The 16199-nt window shown below is 36.3% G+C and carries 16 protein-coding genes and 1 tRNA gene; 8 read left to right on the top strand and 9 right to left on the bottom strand.

What is annotated here, in order from left to right:
- Window positions 1–61: 61 nt before the first annotated feature.
- From ACSVH5_RS11645 to ACSVH5_RS11635, 3 genes are all read right to left on the bottom strand, one after another.
- Window positions 62–1873, bottom strand: a complete 1812-nt coding sequence (locus ACSVH5_RS11645) for an AMP-dependent synthetase/ligase (protein WP_438061593.1) — start codon at window positions 1871–1873, stop codon at window positions 62–64.
- Between the two features lie 335 nt (window positions 1874–2208).
- A tRNA-Val gene (locus tag ACSVH5_RS11640) sits at window positions 2209–2286 on the bottom strand.
- A gap of 85 nt (window positions 2287–2371) precedes the next feature.
- The gene (locus ACSVH5_RS11635) at window positions 2372–3616 is read right to left on the bottom strand and encodes a bifunctional folylpolyglutamate synthase/dihydrofolate synthase (protein WP_438061592.1); all 1245 of its coding nucleotides are present in this window, start codon (window positions 3614–3616) and stop codon (window positions 2372–2374) included.
- A gap of 128 nt (window positions 3617–3744) precedes the next feature.
- Here ACSVH5_RS11635 and ACSVH5_RS11630 point away from each other — a divergent pair, with 128 nt between their 5' ends.
- Together ACSVH5_RS11630 and ACSVH5_RS11625 are read left to right on the top strand one after the other, a co-directional pair.
- Window positions 3745–4440 carry a MotA/TolQ/ExbB proton channel family protein gene (locus ACSVH5_RS11630; RefSeq protein ID WP_438061591.1) on the top strand — a complete coding sequence of 232 codons (696 nt, stop codon included), beginning with the start codon at window positions 3745–3747 and terminating at the stop codon, window positions 4438–4440.
- Between the two features lie 2 nt (window positions 4441–4442).
- Window positions 4443–4838 (top strand): ExbD/TolR family protein, encoded by a 396-nt coding sequence (locus ACSVH5_RS11625; RefSeq protein ID WP_064716242.1) that lies wholly within the window; start codon window positions 4443–4445, stop codon window positions 4836–4838.
- Window positions 4839–4999: 161 nt separating this feature from the next.
- On the opposite strand, the gene ACSVH5_RS11620 is transcribed toward ACSVH5_RS11625, so the two are convergent.
- Window positions 5000–5893 (bottom strand): energy transducer TonB, encoded by an 894-nt coding sequence (locus ACSVH5_RS11620; RefSeq protein WP_438061590.1) that lies wholly within the window; start codon window positions 5891–5893, stop codon window positions 5000–5002.
- Between the two features lie 394 nt (window positions 5894–6287).
- Entirely contained in the window at window positions 6288–7514 is a 1227-nt protein-coding gene (locus ACSVH5_RS11615) for a Glu/Leu/Phe/Val dehydrogenase dimerization domain-containing protein (protein ID WP_438061589.1), read from the bottom strand.
- Between the two features lie 104 nt (window positions 7515–7618).
- On the opposite strand from ACSVH5_RS11615, the gene ACSVH5_RS11610 reads away from it, so the two are divergent.
- Window positions 7619–8212 (top strand): TetR/AcrR family transcriptional regulator, encoded by a 594-nt coding sequence (locus tag ACSVH5_RS11610; protein ID WP_438061588.1) that lies wholly within the window; start codon window positions 7619–7621, stop codon window positions 8210–8212.
- Window positions 8213–8262: 50 nt separating this feature from the next.
- Complete coding sequence (locus ACSVH5_RS11605; protein WP_438061587.1) at window positions 8263–9096, top strand: alpha/beta hydrolase; 834 nt, start codon at window positions 8263–8265, stop codon at window positions 9094–9096.
- A gap of 84 nt (window positions 9097–9180) precedes the next feature.
- Here the strand turns inward: ACSVH5_RS11605 and ACSVH5_RS11600 are convergent, their stop codons facing one another.
- Window positions 9181–9771 carry a chalcone isomerase family protein gene (locus tag ACSVH5_RS11600; protein ID WP_438061586.1) on the bottom strand — a complete coding sequence of 197 codons (591 nt, stop codon included), beginning with the start codon at window positions 9769–9771 and terminating at the stop codon, window positions 9181–9183.
- 470 nt (window positions 9772–10241) lie between these two features.
- On the opposite strand from ACSVH5_RS11600, the gene ACSVH5_RS11595 reads away from it, so the two are divergent.
- Entirely contained in the window at window positions 10242–11381 is a 1140-nt protein-coding gene (locus ACSVH5_RS11595; protein WP_438061585.1) for an acyl-CoA dehydrogenase family protein, read from the top strand.
- Between the two features lie 87 nt (window positions 11382–11468).
- On the opposite strand, the gene ACSVH5_RS11590 is transcribed toward ACSVH5_RS11595, so the two are convergent.
- Window positions 11469–12053, bottom strand: coding sequence for a GNAT family N-acetyltransferase (locus tag ACSVH5_RS11590; protein WP_438061584.1), 585 nt, complete (start codon window positions 12051–12053; stop codon window positions 11469–11471).
- Between the two features lie 113 nt (window positions 12054–12166).
- On the opposite strand from ACSVH5_RS11590, the gene ACSVH5_RS11585 reads away from it, so the two are divergent.
- The 3 genes from ACSVH5_RS11585 (at window position 12167) to ACSVH5_RS11575 (ending at window position 14624) form a co-directional block, all read left to right on the top strand.
- Window positions 12167–12844 carry an SDR family NAD(P)-dependent oxidoreductase gene (locus ACSVH5_RS11585; protein WP_438061583.1) on the top strand — a complete coding sequence of 226 codons (678 nt, stop codon included), beginning with the start codon at window positions 12167–12169 and terminating at the stop codon, window positions 12842–12844.
- Between the two features lie 87 nt (window positions 12845–12931).
- Entirely contained in the window at window positions 12932–13531 is a 600-nt protein-coding gene (locus ACSVH5_RS11580) for a SprT-like domain-containing protein (protein ID WP_438061582.1), read from the top strand.
- Window positions 13532–13565: 34 nt separating this feature from the next.
- Window positions 13566–14624 (top strand): mannose-1-phosphate guanylyltransferase, encoded by a 1059-nt coding sequence (locus ACSVH5_RS11575; RefSeq protein WP_438061581.1) that lies wholly within the window; start codon window positions 13566–13568, stop codon window positions 14622–14624.
- Between the two features lie 35 nt (window positions 14625–14659).
- Here the strand turns inward: ACSVH5_RS11575 and ACSVH5_RS11570 are convergent, their stop codons facing one another.
- Window positions 14660–15421, bottom strand: coding sequence for an ABC transporter ATP-binding protein (locus tag ACSVH5_RS11570; RefSeq protein WP_438061580.1), 762 nt, complete (start codon window positions 15419–15421; stop codon window positions 14660–14662).
- Complete coding sequence (locus ACSVH5_RS11565; RefSeq protein ID WP_438061579.1) at window positions 15421–16167, bottom strand: MlaE family ABC transporter permease; 747 nt, start codon at window positions 16165–16167, stop codon at window positions 15421–15423. Before ACSVH5_RS11565 ends, ACSVH5_RS11570 begins: the two co-directional genes overlap by 1 nt.
- Between the last annotated feature and the right edge of the window lie 32 nt (window positions 16168–16199).

The raw sequence follows: 16199 nt of genomic DNA, 5'->3' as shown, positions 1-16199 counted from the left end.
GATACAGATTGCACAAAAAAAATACCCCAAAAAGAAGAATCTATTTGGGGTATTGCTCTTATTATTGTCGATATAGAGCTTCTATTTGTTCCTTAAAAGTATCTAAAACTACTCTTCTTTTTAATTTTAAGGTTTGGGTTAGAAAACCGTTTTCTATAGTAAAAGGTACATCAGAAAAAATAAACTTTTTGGGTATTTCATAACCTCCATATTTATTTTTCAAACTTTTTCTAATTTCTATACCAACAAATTCTTGAACAGAAGGTAAATGAATTAGCTTTTCGACATTGGTTTTAATATGTAAAAGTTCAGCAGTTTTGCGCAGCATGGCGTGATCTGGTACAACCACACATATAGTATAAGGCCTACCATCGCCATATATCATTGCTGCCTCAACATATGGCAATAAAACAATGTCTTCCTCCAATGCAGAAGGGAATACATATTTGCCGTTTTCTAATTTAAATTGTTCTTTTAAGCGACCTGTTATGTATAAAAATCCATCTGAGTCTAATTTCCCCCTATCCCCAGTTTTTAACCAACCGTCTTGAGTAAATACCTCTTTAGTTGTTTGAGGCTTGTTATGATACCCAACCATCAAGTTGGGGCCCATAACTTGTATTTCACCATCCTCGCTTTGGTCATCCACAACAGTTTTGTCGATACGTATTTTAATAAATTCAAGTGGACTTCCCACGCTCCCATTTCGGTTCAATTCAGGGCTATTCATAGTTATGGCAGGAGAAGTCTCACTTAAGCCATAACAATTATAAACTGAAATGCCAATGTCTGCAAAGAAATGAGTTACTTCTTCATTCATTTGAGCACTTCCTGTAATACTTGCAACTAAATTTCCACCGAAGCGCTCTTTAATTTTAGAAATAACAAGTTTGGAGCCAAGCCAAAACTTGAGTTTAGTAACCATAGAAACTCTTCCTTCTTTAAGACGATATTCACGTGCGGCTAGTAAAGTACTTTGAAAAAGTCGCAATTTAAATCCACCTTCCTCTTTCATTTTCTGATGAATACCAGAGTAGATTTTATTAAAAACTCGAGGAACAGCAATCAAAAAAGTTGGCTTTACCTTGACAAAATCGTCCGAAAGGGTTTCCATACTGACCATAAATCCAATTGAGCCTCCAAAAAAAAGCCAATTATAAAGTTCAGCTGTCTGACCATAACTGTGCGCCCAAGGCAATATAGACAAACTTACCGAATGTTCCCCAAGATGATTACAATAACGTCTAAAACCAGCTCTTGCATTTGAAGTTAAATTGCCATGTGTAAGCAAAACACCTTTAGGGTCAGAAGTAGTTCCTGAAGTATAAATTAAACATGCAATTTCACTAGAAGCGGGAATATATGATGGAACAAAATTAGTACTTCCTATTGCTTCTAGTTGATGCATACTTTGCTCCCCAACGGTATCAATAATGAAAATATCCTTTAAAATTGTTGAATTCCCCTTTAAACTCTGAACCTGATCATAGATTGCAGGAGTAGAAACAAGTAAGAATTTAATATTTGCATCCTTTATTATATACTCCCAAGTACCGTAATTTTCACTTTCATACATGGGTACAAATCGTGCGCCTAAACCATAACTTGCAAAAGCTGCAATAGCCCATTCAGAACGATTACTAGCGATTATCCCCACAGCATCACCTTTTTGAATGTTCAAATGTGCTAAACCACTTCTGAAATCATTAACACGTTTGCCAATTTCTCCATAAGTGACCCAATTAAAAATTCCGGATACCAAATCCTTAGTTCCTAAAAAAGAATTATGAGCAAATTTTTTTGTAGCCAATTCAAATAAAGAAACAAGGTTGTCGGGTTTTTCGAGTATCATCTCACCAGTGTTATTTTTCATATGTATAATATTTTGTAGACAATTTAGTTGAGATAATGACGAAACTTCAAATATAAAATGCCGTAAAATTTAAAATTATGTAAAGGTAAGGTAATTACATTTTGATGGTTCTATTATAGTATAATTTTAAGAATAAAGAGTAATGAACTAATCAGGCTATAGGTATTTTTCAATAAAAGGTTTTTAGAAGTAAATTTAGATGAGTGAGAAAAATTGATTACTTCTTATTTAGATTATCTAATCTTTTTTCATAATCCCCAACTTTTGAACTTGATCCTTTTTTTTTGAGTAGAGGGATAAAAAAAACTCCAAAATCAAAAGACTTTGGAGTTTCTTGGTGGGCGATGAGGGGTTCGAACCCCCGACCCCCTCGGTGTAAACGAGGTGCTCTGAACCAGCTGAGCTAATCGCCCTATTTTACTAGGTTGCTATCATTTCGTGATTGCGAGTGCAAATATACAACCCTTTTCGGGATGTGCAAGTAAAAATGAAAAAAAATTACAAAATTTCTGCAACCACAAAAGTACTTCCGCCTATGTAGATAAAGTCTGTAGGAGCCGCATTTCTCAATGCTTCTGTGTAGGCTTCTGAAACAGAAGAATATACTTCTCCATTAAGACCAATTAACTGCGCTTCGGTTTTTAGTGTGGTTGCATCTAAGCCACGTGGAATATTTGGTTTACAAAAATAATAAATGGCGTTTTTTGGAAACAAAGGCAAGACTCCTTTCAAATCTTTATCATTTACCACTCCCAAAACGATATGCAATTGGTCAAATTTTTCTTTTTGAATTTGACGCATCACTATTTCAAGTCCATTTTTGTTGTGAGCTGTGTCGGCAATTACTTTGGGTTGCTCTTTCAACTGTTGCCAACGACCTTGGAGTCCTGTGTTTTTTATTACATTCGCCATACCAGTTTGGAGTTGTTTTGGTGTAACCAATATGGATTTGTTTTCGTTCAAAACGGCTATGGTTTGCATTACGGTTTTCTTGTTGTGCACTTGGTAATCGCCTAATAAGTCAGATGGATAAGTACTCGAAATCAAATCCGAGGCCAAATGAATTTCAGCAAAACAACTTTTGGCTTTGCTAATAAAAATAGGCAAAGTTTCTGGAGTGTATTCCCCAATCACTACGGGAATGCTTGGTTTTATGATGCCAGCTTTTTCGCCAGCAATAGCCGCTAGTGTATCACCAAGAAATTGAGTGTGATCTAATCCTATATTGGTGATGATCGAAACTAATGGCGTAATAATATTGGTAGCATCCAATCGACCACCCATTCCAACTTCTATGATAGCAATGTCGACCCGTTCTTTTACGAAATAATCAAAGGCCAAACCTACGGTCATTTCGAAGAAACTCATATCCTGTGCTTCAAAAAACGAACGGTGTTGGTTCACAAAATCACACACAAAAGTTTCTGGAATTTCTTCCCAAGCTTGTTCTGGATTGGCATTCGAAATAATTTTGATGCGTTCTCTAAAATCCGTAAGATGAGGTGAGGTGTACAAGCCTACTTTTAGTCCTGCTTCTTTGAGAACAGAGGCTAGAAGGTGAGAGGTGGAGCCTTTACCATTGGTGCCCGCCACGTGTATGCATCGTAATTTTTGCTCGGGATGCCCCAAGTAGTCGGCTAACAAATGTACGTTGGTCAAATCTTTTTTATAAGCCGATGCGCCTTGCAATTGATACATTGGCAACTGATTGTATAGCCAATGAAGGGTTTCTTGATAATTCATTTTTTGAGCAAAAAAGAGGGGTTTAAAATAATTTTCATTTTTTTTAGTTTAATACTAGAACGAAAAGTATCTTTAGTGCAAAATTGAACTATTTTTTAGAATTAATTCGTAAAAATCAAGAATAAAATATGTTTACTTTACTCTCTCTACAAGCCGACTCACTTACTGCTGCGACTTCTACTGCTGTTATTGAAAATGTTGCTCCAAATACTGAAATCTCGGTATTGGAATTTATTTTGAAAGGTGGGGTTTTCCTAATTCCAATTGCCATTCTATTGTTTTATACCTTTTATGTTATTGCCGAAAGATATATGTATATTGATAAAGCCTCAAAAATAGACGATCGTTTGTTGCGCGATGTGGGAGAGCAATTGCAATCCGGAAATATAGAATTGGCTAGAGCCATCGTTGAACGTTCTACTAATGCTTCAAGCACAATTATAAAAGAAGGAATTCTGGTGATTGGTCGTCCCATCGCAGAGATTGAATCGAATATGGACCGCGCCGCCGATATCGAAATTGGTCAAATGGAAAAGCATTTAGGTCATTTAGGATTAATTGCAGGTATTGCTCCAACACTAGGATTTATCGGAACCATTTCGGGGGTAATTAAGATTTTTTATAGCATTTCAGTTACAGAAAACATCAGTATTGGAAACATTTCTGGTGGATTGTACGAGAAAATGATTAGTAGTGGTGCTGGATTAATTGTTGGAATCATCGCCTACAGTGCCTACCATTTGCTGAACGGAAAGATTGATAATTTTGCGCTAAAAGTGCAAAAACAGATTTTAGAATTTGTAAATATTATTCAAAGAGCATAGTTATGGCGATCAAAAGAAAAAGAAGATTTCACGCCGAAGTAGCGACCTCTTCGCTCAGCGATATTATGTTTTTCTTATTGTTGTTTTTCCTAATCATTTCCACATTGGCCAATCCCAATGTGATTAAAATGACTTTGCCCAAAGCCAAGTCCAACGAAAAAACGAATAAGCAATACATTAGCCTTTCGGTTACCGAAGACAAAAAGTTCTACCTCGACAAACAACCCGTTGCTTTCGAAGACCTTGAAACCACTTTGATGGGAAAAATGAGTGGCGAAAAAGACCAAACGGTCATCGTCCGCATTCCATTCAACCTACAAGTACAAGATTTAGTAGACGTCCTTCAAATCGGCGTAAAAAATAACCTAAAGTTTGTCATAGCCACCAGTCCAAAATAAGAATAATTTGGGCGTGACCCCATAAAAGCAAAGGGGCGAATAGCATAGGTGTTATTCGCCCCTTTTCTTTTCTGCGGTCGGGCTATCCGCGCTACTTCGGTAGCCAGCTCCTATCCCTCACGCATTTTAACTAGTCCCAAGACATATTGTTGTTACGATATCTAATTCAAATTGAAATTATATACAATCTTGCCGACTTGTTTCTCTGGTGCGTTGCTGCTAGCGTCCCATTTGGTGTTCATTGCGGCAATCTTGGCTTGGTCCAAAAGACATTTGGCCGTATTGGTGGTTCCTTTGCTTCCTGCAATGGCGCTTATGGTGTTGCCGTTACGGTCTACGGATACTTCTACCACTACTTTGCCTACTTCGTTGCAAGTGTATTTTGGGACAGGTTTTGAAATGGCTCTGCGGTTGCCTAAAGAATAGCCTGCGCCTCCACCGGAGCCACCGCCGCTTCCTGCACCATAACCACTTCCGGTGCCAATGCCATTTCCGGTTCCGTTGCCACCGCCTGTACCACCGCCAGAACCTCCGGAACCATAATAGTCTTTGGCGCTCAAGCTTCCGTTGGCTTTTCCTTTATTGCCCGCTACTTTATCATCGCCATCGCCTCCTTTGTTGGAGCCTTTTAGGATGCTCGACAAGGCATCGTTGGTAGTGTTGGAAACTTTTGGTTTTTCAACCGCGGGTTTTGGTGTTTCTTTTGGAGTAGGTGCGTTGTTTTTTACTTTCTCTTTTTTAGGAATAACTACACTTTCCTCTGTGGCCGTTTCTTGTGATAAGATGGCCTCGTCTGGAGTTGTTGGTGTGGGGGTAACTTTGGTTTGGTTTTTTACGTCCAAAACCTCGCTTTGGTAATCGGCACCTTGTCCCATTTCGCTATCGCCAAAGTTGACCGTAAGACCACCGCCGCCACCGCCAGCAAGTGCTGTAAAAGAATCGGGGTTGTAGGGAGGCCAAAAACGGATAAAAAATAAAATCAACAGCAGTATTCCGTAAATCGCTACGGAAAAGGCGATGGCTTTTTTCTTATCTGAGGTAACTGGGGATTGCATTATGGTTTTGAATTTTAAGTATGGGTTAAAACGCTGAAAAGTACTAAAAATTGTCAAGAAAAGTGGAGCGTTATATTGAAAATGATAGCAAAAATTGAGGTTGTTGCTCTCTAGCAGTCTGTAGAACGATATTGGTCTAAATAGTAGTGGCCGTATAAATTGGTTTTGCCACGTATTTCACTAATGAAACACAAATTGGACTGTGGATTTAATTCCACAAATTCATATAAACGTATTATTTGTAGCTTGAAAGAAAGTAGCAAATTTCATCTCAATTTTGAGGAATTGTAACTGTAATTTGTGAATTCGTGGCTTTTTTGCGACTTTAAAAAATGAAAGTATAAAAAAAGGTGCGATTGAGGAACCGCACCTTTGGGTAATTTGTATGTTGATTTTACACCAATTGTTTCAAAGCGATTTCGAAAGCCGTCGCGCTGATGTTGGTTTTTGCAGTGCTTAAAGCGTGTGCTTTTACGATTGCATTTTTGATGGTTTCGGACGTGTCTTGAAAGATGGCTTCGTCGGTCATTTGTACTTTTTTCTCCATAAAATAGGCGAAAACTCTAGCCATTCCACAGTTGGAAATAAAGTCAGGAATCAAGCTTACTTTGTGGTCTACATCTTCCATAATTGGGCCAAAAAAGATTTCTTTGTCGGCAAAAGGAACGTTCGCGCCACAAGAAATTACTTCCAATCCGTTCGCAATCAAACTGTCAATTTGAGATTGAGTTACCAAACGAGAGGCAGCACAAGGCGTGAAAATTTCTGCTCCAATAGTCCATATTTTTTCGTTGATTGCTTCAAAAGGAATCATGTTTTCGGAAACCAGTTTGTTGCCGTCTTTGTTTAGGAATAAAGTTCTGATTTCTTCGAATGAAAAACCATTTTCGTTGATTACTCCTCCGTCTCTGTCGATGATTCCGACGATTTTAGCGCCCATTTCAGACAAATAAAAAGCTGCTGCCGAGCCTACGTTACCAAAACCTTGAACAATGGCTTTTTTACCTTTGATATCGCCACCGTAGATGTTGTAATAATGACCAACAGCTTGTGCCACGCCATAACCGGTAATCATATCGGCAACGGTGTATTTCTTAGTTACATCAGGGGAGAATTTTGGGTTTTCGATTACTTTGATTACGCCTTGACGCAATTGCCCGATGCGATTGATTTTGTCAGCTTCGGTAGGTTTGAAATGTCCGTTAAAAACGCCTTCTTGCGGATGCCAAACGCCACATTCTTCAGTCATTGGGATTACTTCGTGGATTTCGTCTACATTCAAATCGCCACCGGTTCCATAATAACTTTTTAATAAAGGAGAAACCGCTTTGTACCAACGTTGTAACACGCCTTTTTTTCTTGGGTCGTTAGGATCAAAGTTGATACCTGATTTGGCACCACCAATAGCTGGTCCTGAAACAGAGAATTTTACTTCCATCGTTTTGGCCAAAGACAAAACCTCGTTCATATCCAATCCTTTTCTCATTCTTGTACCTCCACCAGCAGCACCTCCGCGTAAGGAATTGATTACAGTCCATCCTTCGGCCTCGGTTTCAGAATCTTTCCAATTGAAGATGATTTCAGGCTGTTTATTTTCGAATTTCTTTAATAAATCTTTCATTAAAAATGGGTATTGTTTAGTTGAGCAAATTTACTTTTTTCGACATACGAAAAAAATATTTTGGCATTTTTCAAATTATTTGATACCAATCGGTATCTTTGCGTATGAAGTCGTCAGAAATTACAAAAGGCAAGGTGCTACAAGAAGCAATTACTCTTTTTAATACAAAAGGGTATCGGGCTACTTCGTTGAGTGATATTACCAATGCCACTGGATTAACGAAAGGTGCCATTTATCGCCATTTTGAAAATAAAGAGCAATTGGAAATCGAAGCGTTTCAAAATATGATGCATTCGATTTTCAATACATTGCAAAAAAAAATCAAAGCAGAAAACAACACAAGAGATAAGTTGTTTTGTGTTTTGGAGTTGTTTCAAGACTATATCAATAATCCTTTTTTTAGTGGGGGTTGTCCTTTACTGAATGTGTCAACAGAAGTTGATGATACCACAATGGTATTAAAAGGCAAAGCATTACAAGCTTTAACTGTATTTAGAAATTCGATAGAAACGATTGTTATCAACGGTAAAACACATAAAGAAGTGAATGCTATTGTGAATGAAAAATTGGTAGCCATTGTTATGATTTCTTCGCTAGAAGGCGCGATAATGATGAGCAAATTGCAGGATTCTAATAGTGACATTGAGGCGGTTGTGAAGCATCTAAAAAATTGGATTGTGGCCGATGTATTATTATAAAAAAATTTACTCAAAACGATACCGATTGGTATCAAAAAACACAAAATAAGATGAAATTAAAGAAAGTGATTCAAAAAAACATAGGATTTTACTTTAATATTTTAGCCTATGTTCACCCAAAAATGCTACAGCGAAAAGGTTTTGCACTTTTTTGTAACCCCTTTGCTCACAAAGTGAAGCCACACCAAATGCAATTTTTGGAAAAAGGTATTGCTGAGGTAATTGAGTATGAAAACTATAAAATCCAAACCTATAAATGGGGGAATGGTTCCAAAAAAATACTGTTTGTACACGGTTGGGCAAGTCATTCCTTTAGATGGAAAAAATATGTTGAGCAGTTGTTGCAACAAAACTTTACCGTTTATGCGCTAGATGCTCCCGCACACGGATTGTCTACTGGTAAAATGATTCACGTTGTTTTGTACGCTAAAGTCATCGATTTGTTTCTACAAAGGAAGCCAGATGTTACTGCCATTGTGAGTCACTCCATTGGAGGATTTGCTACAACCTATTATTTAGACCATTACAAGTCCCACAAAATAGAAAAAGCAATCATAATGGGCGCTCCTGGTGAGGCTTCTGATTTTTTTGACTTTTACAAGAAAACGCTAGGTTTGAGTTCAAAAGCTTTGGAGATAATAATCAAGGAGTTTGAGTTGCAATTGGGGCAATTGCCTAGCTATTTCTCTACTGCAAAATTTGCGGAGAACCTTACCATTCCAGCTTTAATCATTCACGACAAAGGAGATGAAGCGACACATCATAATTATTCTATTCGATTAAACAAACACTGGAAAAACAGTCAACTGGTCTTAACCGAAGGCTTGGGTCACGATTTAAAAAGTAAGGAAGTGATTCAAATGGTAGTTAATTTTGTTAGCTAATGTACCTAAATAAAAAGTGCCGTTACTGAAAAAATCAGTAACGGCATATTTTTTTTGGGGCAAAAAGGGGGAAATGCAATGCTTTTATTTCACTTTTCCTAAAAGAGCGTCTTTAAGTTCAGCATCGACTGGATTGTTCGATAACCAAATTCCGAAAAAAGCCTTTTTGAAATCAAAACCAGGAATTTTGCCTTCTAATTTTTTGTTTTTGTATACTGAAATGGATTTTTCAGTGGAAGAATAAATTAAATTAAAAGCATCATTTTCAACAGTTGGTTCACGATTTAATAGTTTTTCTAATAAATCCAACTGCGATTTAAATTTTGGAAGGTTTTCTTCACCAACAGACTTCACCATTCCTTTGTGTAAGGACTTAGAAAGTTTTTGTGAACTTACTAAAGCTGAAGTGATTTGCAAACGAATTCCCATATTGGTATCGCTTTCTAAAATGTCTTTGGCATCTTCAGAGAGTACGGTTAAATACAAAGCTTGTACATATACTTCAGTCCAGAATTTAGTACGAGATCCAAAACCGTTTAATTGTAATTTCTCATTTTCAAAATCAATGGTTCTTGGAACCGTTACCCCATTTAGTGAAAATTTTTCCTGCGCATTTCCGCTAAACGAAGAAAGAATAAAAAAGAATACTAAAACTAATTTTATAAAATTTTTCATAGGATGTGGTATTAAAAATTGAGTGTAAATTTAGGCTAAGATGAGTAGTTTTCAATACTGTTTTATTACATGAAATGCACTATTCAATATTTGATATTGTTTTTAAATTCAATCAATTATAATGTTTGAAGTTTGATTCATTACAAATAAAATTGTAATCAATTTTTGTTAAATAGTTGTGTATTTAGAAATGTTAAAACAAGCTTTTTTAGGTAAAAAGCTTTTTTTTGAGTGGATTTTTATTCAAAAAAAAGCATTCAAATGCCTAGAAACGAGTAGCTTCTTTTTTTTTTGAACACTGAATCAAAGTGTAAACTGGGCATTCTGTGCAAATTTTTAGTGATTTTGTCAAAATATTGTCAATTGTTTTGAACAAACGCTAAATTGACGAAATCGTTTGAGTTTTTGATATATAAATTCTACTTTTGGACACAAAATTTGAATACTTACCTAAAAAAACTTTATACAACATGGATTTTAATCTAACTGAAGAGCATTTGATGATTCAGCAGGCAGCAAGGGATTTTGCTCATACGGAACTGCTACCTGGAGTTATAGAAAGAGACGAACATTCAAAGTTTCCAACGGAGCAAGTAAAAATGATGGGAGACTTAGGTTTTCTCGGAATGATGGTTGATCCAAAGTATGGTGGCGCTGGATTGGATAGTGTTTCCTATGTTTTGGCCATGACCGAAATTGCCAAAGTGGATGCATCAGCAGCAGTAATCATGTCGGTGAACAATTCATTAGTTTGTGCAGGATTAGAAAAATACTGCAACGAAGAGCAAAAAATGAAATACCTAGTGCCTCTTGCAAAAGGAGAAGTTATTGGAGCATTTTGTTTGTCAGAGCCTGAAGCAGGTTCGGATGCAACTTCGCAAAAAACAACTGCAATCGACATGGGAGACCATTATCTTTTAAATGGAACTAAAAACTGGATTACCAACGGAGGTACAGCTTCTACTTATTTAGTAATTGCTCAAACTGATATCGAAAAAGGTCACAAAGGAATCAATGCTTTTATAGTAGAAAAAGGATGGGCAGGTTTTGAAATTGGTCCTAAAGAAAAGAAAATGGGTATCCGTGGTAGTGACACACATTCTTTGATGTTTACCGATGTAAAAGTACCTAAAGAAAACAGAATTGGTGCTGATGGTTTTGGATTTGCTTTTGCCATGAACGTGTTAAATGGCGGCCGACTTGGAATTGCTTCTCAAGCGTTAGGAATAGCTACAGGTGCTTATGAATTGGCCTTGAAATATTCTAAAGAAAGAAAAGCCTTTGGTAAAGAAATTTTCAATCATCAGGCTATTGCTTTCAAATTGGCAGATATGTATGTAAAAATCACAGCCGCCAAATTGTTAATAATGAAAGCAGCTTGCGAAAAAGATGCTGGACAAGATATTGCACATTCTGGAGCTATGGCCAAATTGTATGCTTCTGAAATTGCATTAGAAGTAGCCAATGAAGCAGTTCAAATTCATGGCGGAAACGGCTATGTGGCTGAATACCATGTAGAACGTATGATGCGTGATTCTAAAATTACCCAAATTTATGAAGGAACTTCTGAAATTCAACGTATTGTGATTTCGAGAGGACTGACCCTTTAATTTTAATAAAAAAAATAAACCATTAAAAGTTGCAATCGTTGTAAAAACGATGGACTGCTTTTAATGGTTTTTTTGTTTTTAAATAGTTTACTTCTCTTCTATACTTGGTGTTTTTTCTCGCATATCATACGCCAATACATAATAATCATTTCCATTGAATTGGAATTCATCAATCACTTCCCAAACAAGCTTCTTGGTATGTGCCTTATAAGAAGGAATATTCGTTTTGTTGATAAAGGTTAAAGATAAAGGATATTTCTCCTTCATATGAATTCTCATATATTCAAAAAGCGCTGTGATGATGCCTTGTCCTCTATATTTTTTGTCGATACAAATCGGGCCATATTGAAAGCTATTAGTTGTGGTGATTTCGAAGTTTTTAAAATAAAAACTCGGAAACAGTTGCATCATAAACTCAAAAATTGGCCATTGTTTGAAGAACTCCCAATCAGCTGCAATGATAAACCCAATGATGGCGTCTTCCATTTTCGCAATAAAGAGGCCTTGTTGTTTTATTACTGTTTGGATTTGGGCAATGGTTAAAGCGGTGGTCACAAATCCTCCTTGTTTTTCTACTTCGGTTAAGTTTACAACTAAATTAGCTTTGTGTAGGGCTACAATACCTGGAATATCATCTTCAGTAGCTGTTTTTATTATGATGTTTAATGGCATAGTTTCGGATATTAGTTTTTTAAAAATACAAAATTGAAGTTAAAATCAGCATTGTGTGATAAGCTTTTGCATTTTGCAAAGTCAATTTGTTTCGGTTTTGTTATTTTTGCGGTATGAAAAAAATTATTATTACTGGAACATCTAGAGGTATCGGGTATGAAATGGCGTTGCTATTTGCCAATGCGGGTCATCAAGTGTTGGCCATTTCTAGAAAAACACCTCAAGCCCTAATCGAAAACGAAAATATTACTTGCTTGTCTATCGATTTATCTACCGAAGAGGACTTGTATCAAGTAACCGATTTTTTGGATAGCAGCTGGAAAAATGTAGATGCCATTATACACAACGCAGGTGCTTTATTGAATAAGCCTTTTGCGACCATCACTCAAGCCGATTTTGAAGCCATTTATAGAGTCAATGTTTTTGCAGTGGCAAATCTTACGCGAATCGTATTGCCTTATTTGCAAAAAGGAAGTCACGTAGTAACGATTAGTTCTATGGGAGGCGTTCAGGGCAGTTTAAAATTTGCTGGCTTAGCCGCATACAGTTCAAGCAAAGGAGCAGTGATTACTTTGTCAGAATTATTGGCTGAGGAGTATAAAGAACAAGGCATTGCTTTTAATGTTTTGGCATTAGGAGCAGTTCAAACTGAAATGCTTCAAGAAGCTTTTCCTGGGTATCAAGCCCCACTATCTGCTGCTGAAATGGCTGAATACATTTTCGATTTCACGCTTACCGGAAACAAATACTATAACGGAAAAGTATTGCAAGTCACTACGAGTAATCCGTAAGTGATTTAATTTTCAAAATTCCAAATTCCAAATTCCAAATTCTAAATTCCAAAAACAAAATTCCAAAGTCATAACTTAAAGCTCAATTTGTCAGACACACTTTTAAAATATTTGCCTGAACACGCCGTAAAGCCAGTCTTCGAACTGATTGTTGCGAATCAAGTGCATTTGAAAATTGTCAACGAACGGGTTACACGTCATGGAGATTATAGAAGGGCACATAATGGAAAACATGAAATCACCGTAAATGCTAGCTTGAATAAATACCGGTTCTTGATTACATTAATTCATGAGATTGCACATTTGGTGGCTTTTGAAAAATTTGGTAGAAACATTAAACCCCATGGAGCCGAATGGAAATATACGTTTCAGCGTTTAATGATTCCGTATATACGACCAGAAATTTTCCCAAACCATTTGCTGCCCTTATTAGCTAGGCATTTTAAAAATCCTGCAGCAAGTAGTGATACCGATGCTACTTTGGCCTTGGCTTTAAAACAGTATGATCAACAAAACGATAAAAACTTTATCTTTGAACTCCCTTATGGAAGCATTTTTAGAATTCATAATGGGAAAATATTCCAAAAAGGGGCTTTACGAACTAAACGATACGAATGTGTTGAATTGAATTCCAAACGTATGTATTTGTTTAATCCGAATGCCGAAGTAGAATTGTTGCCTCAGTAATTGAAAGGCTTTATTCTAACAAAAAAGAAATACCATGAACAAAAATTATTATGCTATCTTGATGGCAGGAGGTGTAGGATCTCGTTTTTGGCCTGTAAGCACTACAGCGTTTCCAAAACAATTTCACGATATGTTAGGCACGGGGGAGACTCTGATTCAAAAGACGTTCAGTCGATTGTCACAGTTAATTCCAAAAGAGAATATATTGATTCTTACGAATGAAGCCTACAATGGTATTGTACTAGAGCAATTGCCTATGGTGAGTCAAGAACAAATTGTTTTAGAACCTGCCATGCGAAATACAGCACCTTGCATTTTATTTGCTTCTTTAAAAATTAAAAAGAAAAATCCAAACGCAGTGATGGTAGTGGCTCCCAGCGATCATTGGATTGAAGATGAAATGCAATTTATTGCCAATTTGCAATTGTCTTTTGATTTATGTGAAAGAGAAGACACTCTTATGACTTTGGGTATTTTGCCCACTTTTCCAAATACAGGTTATGGGTACATAGAATACGATAAATTAGACAGCAGACCAATCAAAAAGGTAGTGCAGTTTCGCGAAAAACCAGATTATGCAACGGCTCGAAAGTTCATTCAAAGTCGTAATTTTTTGTGGAATGCAGGGATTTTTATTTGGAGTGTAAATGCGATTTTGAAAGCATTCGAAACCTTTCAGCCTCAAATGTTAGCCCATTTTATGGAAGGGTATTCCATTTATAATACTGCCGGGGAAAATGATTTTATCAAAGCATTTTACCCCTTAGCAGAAAACATTTCTATTGATTATGCTATTATGGAAAAAGCAAAGAATACATATGTTTTATCCGCTACTTTTGATTGGAATGATTTGGGGACATGGGGTTCACTGTATGATAAACTACCCAAAGATGACAAAGATAATGCAGTAGTAAATGCTACAGTAGTTTTAGAAAATGCCTCGCATAATATCATTCGTACCGCAACCCAAAAAACTGTGGTCATTGATGGATTGCATGATTTTATTATTGTAGATAAAGAGGATGTCTTACTTATTTATCCCAAAAGCAAAGAACAGGACATAAAGTTGATTGCCAATAAATTGAAGAAGTAAAAAAGGAGGCCTGATTATAAAATCAAGCCTTTTTTTTACCCTCTTAAGTAAGCCTCTCTGACTTTTTTGAATAAGTTCGAAGAGTAAACAAAATCCACTATGGCTTGATTGTCGGTTTTAAAGATTTCTTCTTTAGTACCTTGCCATTCTTTGATGCCGTTTTTTAAGAATAAAATGTTTTCGCCAATTTCCATTACCGAGTTCATATCATGTGAGTTAATTACGGTTGTGATATTGTATTCTTCTGTGATTTCTTTAATCAAATTATCAATAATGGTTGAAGTATTCGGATCTAAACCTGAATTGGGTTCATCGCAAAACAAATATTTTGGATTGTTAACAATAGCTCTTGCAATGGCAACTCTTTTTTGCATTCCCCCCGAAATTTCGGAAGGTAATTTTTTGTGTGCATCAATTAAGTTTACTCTTTTTAATACAAAATCAACACGGTCGTTAATTTCTGATAGAGAATTATTGGTAAACATTTTAAGAGGGAATCCAACATTTTCTGCTACTGTCATAGAGTCAAACAAAGCACTCCCTTGAAAGACCATACCAATTTCTGTTCGCAATTCTCTTTTTTCCTCGGGTAATAGCTCGCTATAAATTCGACCATCAAAAGAAATAGTGCCTTTGTCAGGATAATGAATGCCTAAAAGACTTTTTAGTAATACCGTTTTCCCCGAGCCACTTTGCCCGATTATTAAATTGGTTTTGCCAGCTTCGAAGAGACTTGATACCCCTTTTAAAACTTTGCTGTTACCGAAGGACTTTTCTATGTTTTTGATTTCTATCATTATCCAAGTAGAATTTGAGTTGCAATATAGTTGAAAAGGATAATACTAACCGATGTCCAAACAAATGAAACAGTACTTGCTTTTCCAACCTCTAAAGCCCCTCCTTTCATGTAATAACCATGAAATGAAGGAACGGTTGCTAATAATAATGCGAAAATTAAGGTTTTAATAAAGGCATATAAAATATGAAACGGAATAAAATCCAATTGTAATCCTGTGATAAAAGCTTCACTTGTTGTATAGCCACCATATACAGATGCCAACCAGCCACCAAAAACTCCAAGAAACATGCTTATTCCTATTAAAAATGGATACATTAATAGGGCAATAATTTTTGGAAAAACCAAGTAGTTTAATGAATTTACTCCCATAACTTCTAAAGCATCAATTTGCTCAGTAACCCTCATGGTTCCAATACTTGATGTGATAAAAGAGCCCATTTTACCCGCCATGATAATAGAGATAAAAGTTGGAGCAAATTCTAATATTACAGACTGTCTAGTGGCAAATCCAATTAAAAAAGTTGGGATTAACGGATTGGTTAAGTTCAACGCTGTTTGAATAGAAACTACGCCACCAACGAAAAACGAAATGAAACAAACGATACCCAACGAGTTAATGATGAGGTCGTCGATTTCTTTAAAGATAAGGTCTTTCATTACCGACCATTTAGTCTGTTTAATGAAAATTTCTTTGATCATCAGGAAATATTTCCCGATTTGTGATAAGTAGCGGAGGAGCATCATAGGTTGTAAAATATTGCCAAAAATAGTGATTA

The organism is Flavobacterium sp. RSSA_27, from assembly GCF_051547125.1.
In the GTDB taxonomy this organism is placed as follows: Bacteria; Bacteroidota; Bacteroidia; order Flavobacteriales; family Flavobacteriaceae; genus Flavobacterium.
This window is presented reverse-complemented; position numbering and strand designations above follow the sequence as displayed.

Excerpts from the sequence above, each read along its gene's own strand:
- ACSVH5_RS11570 (WP_438061580.1), bottom strand. The coding sequence starts at position 15,421 with ATGATAGAAATCAAAAACATAGAAAAGTCCTTCGGTAACAGCAAAGTT.
- ACSVH5_RS11565 (WP_438061579.1), bottom strand. The coding sequence starts at position 16,167 with ATGATGCTCCTCCGCTACTTATCACAAATCGGGAAATATTTCCTGATG.
- ACSVH5_RS11605 (WP_438061587.1), top strand. The coding sequence starts at position 8,263 with ATGAAATTAAAGAAAGTGATTCAAAAAAACATAGGATTTTACTTTAAT.
- ACSVH5_RS11595 (WP_438061585.1), top strand. The coding sequence starts at position 10,242 with ATGGATTTTAATCTAACTGAAGAGCATTTGATGATTCAGCAGGCAGCA.
- ACSVH5_RS11625 (WP_064716242.1), top strand. The coding sequence starts at position 4,443 with ATGGCGATCAAAAGAAAAAGAAGATTTCACGCCGAAGTAGCGACCTCT.
- ACSVH5_RS11620 (WP_438061590.1), bottom strand. The coding sequence starts at position 5,893 with ATGCAATCCCCAGTTACCTCAGATAAGAAAAAAGCCATCGCCTTTTCC.
- ACSVH5_RS11585 (WP_438061583.1), top strand. The coding sequence starts at position 12,167 with ATGAAAAAAATTATTATTACTGGAACATCTAGAGGTATCGGGTATGAA.
- ACSVH5_RS11615 (WP_438061589.1), bottom strand. The coding sequence starts at position 7,514 with ATGAAAGATTTATTAAAGAAATTCGAAAATAAACAGCCTGAAATCATC.
- ACSVH5_RS11610 (WP_438061588.1), top strand. The coding sequence starts at position 7,619 with ATGAAGTCGTCAGAAATTACAAAAGGCAAGGTGCTACAAGAAGCAATT.
- ACSVH5_RS11645 (WP_438061593.1), bottom strand. The coding sequence starts at position 1,873 with ATGAAAAATAACACTGGTGAGATGATACTCGAAAAACCCGACAACCTT.
- ACSVH5_RS11635 (WP_438061592.1), bottom strand. The coding sequence starts at position 3,616 with ATGAATTATCAAGAAACCCTTCATTGGCTATACAATCAGTTGCCAATG.
- ACSVH5_RS11575 (WP_438061581.1), top strand. The coding sequence starts at position 13,566 with ATGAACAAAAATTATTATGCTATCTTGATGGCAGGAGGTGTAGGATCT.
- ACSVH5_RS11600 (WP_438061586.1), bottom strand. The coding sequence starts at position 9,771 with ATGAAAAATTTTATAAAATTAGTTTTAGTATTCTTTTTTATTCTTTCT.
- ACSVH5_RS11590 (WP_438061584.1), bottom strand. The coding sequence starts at position 12,053 with ATGCCATTAAACATCATAATAAAAACAGCTACTGAAGATGATATTCCA.
- ACSVH5_RS11630 (WP_438061591.1), top strand. The coding sequence starts at position 3,745 with ATGTTTACTTTACTCTCTCTACAAGCCGACTCACTTACTGCTGCGACT.